Here is a 4,922-nt window from a genome sequence, read left to right as displayed (position 1 = left end):
GTACCATCTCCTTTGTTGCGGTATAATTGATAAATTCCATTTTCCAGGGCGGTTACGAAAATGTCCAAGAATCCATCGTTGTTGTAATCTCCGACTGCCACAGCGCCTGAGCCTGGATGGTTTGCGATCCCTGCCTGTTGCGTAATGTTTTCGAAACGCCCCTGCCTTAAATTTGAATATAAAATATTACTAGCATCTTCATTAACCACAAAAAAATCGAGGTCGCCGTCTTCATCAAAATCACCAAAGGCGATGTCCCGACTGCGAGAATTTTCTCCGTCAATTCCCATTTTTTCGGCGAGCTCCGTATAGGTGTTATCTCCGTTGTAGCGGAATAATTGATTTGCGCCGTCCTTTGCTAAATATAAATCAAGATCGCTGTCGTGGTCAAAATCTGCGAATTGAGCGGATACCCCGGAGAGCGCGTTTGCAACCCCCGCACTTTTGGCGATATTAGAGAATTTTCCTGATGCTACATTTGCATATAAAAGATTGCTTTCTGAATTTATTATAAATAAATCTAAAAAGCCGTCGTTGTCATAATCAGCAAAAATGGCGTTTCGATCTTTGCCTTCGTGCCGAATCCCGGCTTCCGCAGATGTATCCACAAATTGACCAAATTCATTTTTAAAAAGATAGGAGAGGTTTCGATTTTCAATTGGCAGCCAAGCGCTTAAGTAAATATCCTGATCGCGATCTCCATCGAAGTCCGCAATCGCAAGAGCGCCGGCTTCGGAGGAGGAAGCGTTTTTTAACCTTTCATTGACCACATTGAGTCCGGCGCCTTCTGTGGCGTCGGTAAATCGAATGGCATCGAGGATGGCTTCCTGCTCCTGCATTTGAATCGAAATGTCCAGACTAAAGGACAGAAGCGGCGTGCCCATCAAGGGACCTGCCGGGCCTTTGAGTTCCTGAATGCCTGCCTGGTAAAGGGGGGTCACTCGCATGAAATTGTGAAATATCATAGTCGGTGCAATCGCTTCTTCTGGCTTTGCAGTCTGCATGAGCGCGATTGCCTTTTGGAAAAAGTCAGCTGATTCGGTAGGTAACTCGGGCAATTGCCTTCTGATTTCTTCCATATTCATAAGCGCTTGATCAGAATCGCCGTTTTTTAAAGTGATTTCAATTAATTGCAGACGCGCAGGAAGATTAGCCGGCAAAGACATTACCACTTGAGCGAGAAAACCCTGAGCCTTTTGGGCAGCCTCTGGTTCAGTCGATTTTAGATATAGCCGGGCTAGTTTATAAAGCGTTCGATTATGATCCGGAGCTGTTTTCAAAGTGCTTTCAAGAGTCGCGACAGCCTCATTTTCTCGTCCTGTTAATTCATAGATTTCAGCCAGGTTGAGACGGATATCGGGATCCTTGGGCGAGTGCTCCATAGCGTTCTTGATTTGTTCTTCGGCTTTGTCGTATTCGGCTTGTCGCATATAGACTAAAGCGAGATTGGCATAGCCATTCGCTTCGTCTGGTGCGATTTCAATCAACTTTTTGAATTCGGTTTCCGCTTCATTGAGTTTGTTTTCTTCCAAATAGGCGAGTCCAAGCGTCCTGATCGTAATCATGTCTACAGACTTCTTTTGGTCTGCTTTCTTTTCCCCGCAGCTAAATACTACGGATAGGCAAACGAAGACAATAAAAGCATTTTTTATTTTTGGAATGATCTTCCTCCCTTAATTTTTTTATTGAGGTTCTAAAACCTGTCGAGAACGGGGTTACTTTCTTGAATGATATAAGTCTGCCTGGCTTTTGCAGGCCCCAGTCGATTCGATTTACCTGTGGTGGGCCAACGAATTTCCAGGCTATCTATTTCAGAATGTTCACCTAGCCCAAAGATGAGTGTACTAAAATCGGATTGCGACAAGTAAGATGAACCGGTGCGTACCATTTTTTTCTGCTTTAATTCTCCCGCCCAAACGGTGACCACAGCGCCGACCGCATTTAGATTCGGCCTGTTACCATGCAGTGTAAGCTTGAGCCAGTTTGCGTGTACTTTCTGTAAGTCGTTTCTAAAGAGTTTTGGCGAGCCGCCATTAACCGTCATCAGCACATCTAAATCGCCGTCCTGATCGATGTCCGCAGTGGCGATTCCGCGGGCAACAATCGGCTGGCTAAAACTTTGGCCAATCTGATTGCTGATATCAATGAACTGACCGAGAGTGTTGTTGCGAAACAGGAGGGGAGGTTGGGCGAAAGTGATTTCCTGCTGTACTGAATTGATTTCGGGTTCAATGTGTCCATTCCCGGTGATCAGATCAACATAGCCATCGAGATCGAAATCGTCAAATAAAATGCCAAAGGTTAGAGGAAGGAGAGAGGATTTGGTCAGACGCGCCGAACCCGCAAAATCTTGAAAGAGCTCCCCGCTGATTTGGGTGTAGAGCGAAATCGGTTCCCGCGAGAAATTGCCAATCGCGATTGACAGGTTGCCATCGTTTTTAATGTCCGCAACGTCCAGCCCCATGCCTGCTCTGGCTCGGCCGAATTCATCGTATGCCATGCCCGCGCGTAAAGCGATGTCTGTAAAAGTTCCGTTGCCCTGGTTCAGATATAAAAAATTAGGGTGGGTATCGTTGGTGACCACAATATCAGGCCAGCCGTCGCTATTGAAATCCGCAATAGCCACCCCAAGTGATTTTCCATCAGGGTTAAAAACTCCCGCCTTTTTTGTGATATCTTCAAAGCGATTGCCGTTGATATTTCGATAAAGCCGGCAGGTTTCACCTTCGTACTGTTCAGGTGTAGCGTAGGATTTGCTTGTACCATCTAAGGTGGTGAAAAGATCGGTTTCAGGTGTCCATTTGACATAGTTGCAGACAAAAAGGTCGAGGCGACCGTCGCGATCGACATCGACCCAGGCAGTGCTGGTTGACCAGGCCGGCGGGTCATTCGGGTTCTTACTATTACCAAAGACACCTGCCTGTACTGTGACATCCGTAAATTTGCCTTTATCATTTCGCAGCAGTTTGTTGTCGCCGACCGCGGTTAAATAAATATCCATGTCACCATCGCTGTCGTAATCGGCAAAGGCGCAGCCCATTCCATAAACTGAGAACTCAAGTCCTGCTTCAATCGTCACATCTTCGAAGTTTCCATTTCCTAAATTACGGTAAAGCTTCGGCGTGTGCTGCTTCTTGTTCGTTTCGTGGCCCGGCCACTTGGAGCTGTTGACCAGGAAAATATCGGGCAGCCCATCATTATCATAATCCAGAAAGCCGCCGCCGCTTCCCATGGTTTCCGGCATCCATTTTTTACCGAAGGCTCCGGTCTCATGAATGAAATCGATTCCAGCCTCTTTTGTTATGTCGGTAAAATGCAGAGAAGTATGGATTGAATTCGATTCGGTTATTGTGTACCTCGGTTCGGTGTATTCAGGAGGTTTAGCTTCTGATTTGGGATCGTCTTTTTTGCACGTAAGAAAGCAAAATGTGAAAACAATTAAAACAACATAAGTCGTATTCTGAATATTCATATCCTTCTCAGTAAATCAAACCGCAAATTAAGATCAGTTTTCGATAGTAAGTTGATGCGTCCGAATCTTCTGCGCCATTAAATTCGCACCGGGATTGTTCAGTTTAAACACACGGGTGATCTCTTGCGCCGATTCATCGATTTGATAATATTCATAGGCTGCTTTGGCTACTTCGGCTTCTTTTTCTCGACCCAGCGCTCGTAGACACAACATTCTGTGATAGTGCCCGACTCTATCCTCGGGATCGATTTTCAGAAGCTCCGCAAGCGCCTCAAGAGCTTTGTCGTATTGTTGATTTAAATAATAAGTTCTGCCCAAATTACGCCAGGTGGCTCGATCTTCCGGAAATTGCTCCAGGACTCGCCTATAAGCCAAAGCTGCCTTTTCGTACTGACCATCCTCCTGGAGGGCAACTCCCCAAACCCAGGCTACGCGGGCATCCCCGGATTTTATTTCCTCGCATTGTTTTAAGTAATGATAGGCTTTGTCAATGCTGCCGTCTCGCACCGCTGTTTTGGCCAGATTAAGTGCTCCTTCTACTAAATCTGGTCGCAATTTCAAAACTTGCTTAAAGGCGAGTGCAGCACCACGAGTATCTCCTTCAAGCAAGAGTCCGATGCCGTAATCGTTGTAACGAAGCCACTCGGATGGATTTTTTGTAGTTCCGTTAGCAAGCTTTGGCGATCTTTTATTATCAACCTGTAAGCTCACTTCATCCGAGGCAATTTCGGTAATTGGCAAATCGGGAACTTTATCAAATTGCTTAAAGCCTTCGCGGTTGGCATGAAAGGCGAATTCTGTATATTTTCGGTCAAACTTGCGCCACAACAAGCGAGCACGCAGGGTCAGTGTTTTTCCGGACAGTTCTTTTGGAACACTAAATTCATAATGTGCGATGTCAGCGGTGCCGGGGCCGATTACATTGGCAAACACGGTAACGTGAATATCCTGGGCATTTCGTTTGTGAATGGGGGTGCCGTGTTTATCGAGAATTAGAACTTTAAAAACATGTGCCATTGGATCGAGATGGCCGTCATCGTTTATTTTGCCACTAATGGCGAGCGTGTGGCCTTCTTCATCTATCAAACTAAACTCTAACCAGCCTTCGTTGGAATCGTTGGTGCCGCCAGGGAAGGTGTGGCCGACGCCTTTGTTGCGGATCACAACATCTACTGTGATTTTTTCACCGGCAGTCAAAATCGGTTTGGCGTGATTGATTGCCATAATCGGCTCATTCATTTTTTCAGTTTTTAAAGCAAAAATATCAACACTGAGTTTTTCATCCTGCAAGAAATCTTCAATTCTTTTGATAGTTTCCTGGTCGTTGCGCAGAAAAGGGAGGGCCGTGTTGACAGCCAGGAAACGGTGGGATTTAACGTAACCATCTTTTGCTGCTACATCCCCAAGTGTCGTTGGTTCCAGCGGCATGTGGCAATCCTGACAGACTCGC

3 protein-coding genes are annotated in these 4,922 nt (G+C 46.0%); all 3 read right to left on the bottom strand.

The window, feature by feature from the left end; all coding sequences use genetic code 11:
• On the bottom strand, positions 1–1,565 hold a 1,565-nt coding region (locus IH879_19700), incomplete at its 3' end, for a VCBS repeat-containing protein (GenBank protein ID MCH7677152.1).
• Positions 1,566–1,693: 128 nt separating this feature from the next.
• Positions 1,694–3,472 carry a CRTAC1 family protein gene (locus tag IH879_19695; GenBank protein MCH7677151.1) on the bottom strand — a complete coding sequence of 593 codons (1,779 nt, stop codon included), beginning with the start codon at positions 3,470–3,472 and terminating at the stop codon, positions 1,694–1,696.
• Positions 3,473–3,505: 33 nt separating this feature from the next.
• Complete coding sequence (locus IH879_19690; protein MCH7677150.1) at positions 3,506–4,900, bottom strand: tetratricopeptide repeat protein; 1,395 nt, start codon at positions 4,898–4,900, stop codon at positions 3,506–3,508.
• Positions 4,901–4,922: the final 22 nt, after the last annotated feature.

The organism is candidate division KSB1 bacterium, from assembly GCA_022562085.1.
In the GTDB taxonomy this organism is placed as follows: domain Bacteria; phylum Zhuqueibacterota; class Zhuqueibacteria; order Oceanimicrobiales; family Oceanimicrobiaceae; genus Oceanimicrobium.
Note: the sequence above shows the minus strand (reverse complement) of the source record. Positions and strands in the feature narration are given on the sequence as shown.

Bases quoted from the DNA above. Each gene is read 5' to 3' on its own strand.
- IH879_19695 (MCH7677151.1), bottom strand. From the start codon at position 3,472: ATGAATATTCAGAATACGACTTATGTTGTTTTAATTGTTTTCACATTT.
- IH879_19690 (MCH7677150.1), bottom strand. From the start codon at position 4,900: ATGCCGCTGGAACCAACGACACTTGGGGATGTAGCAGCAAAAGATGGT.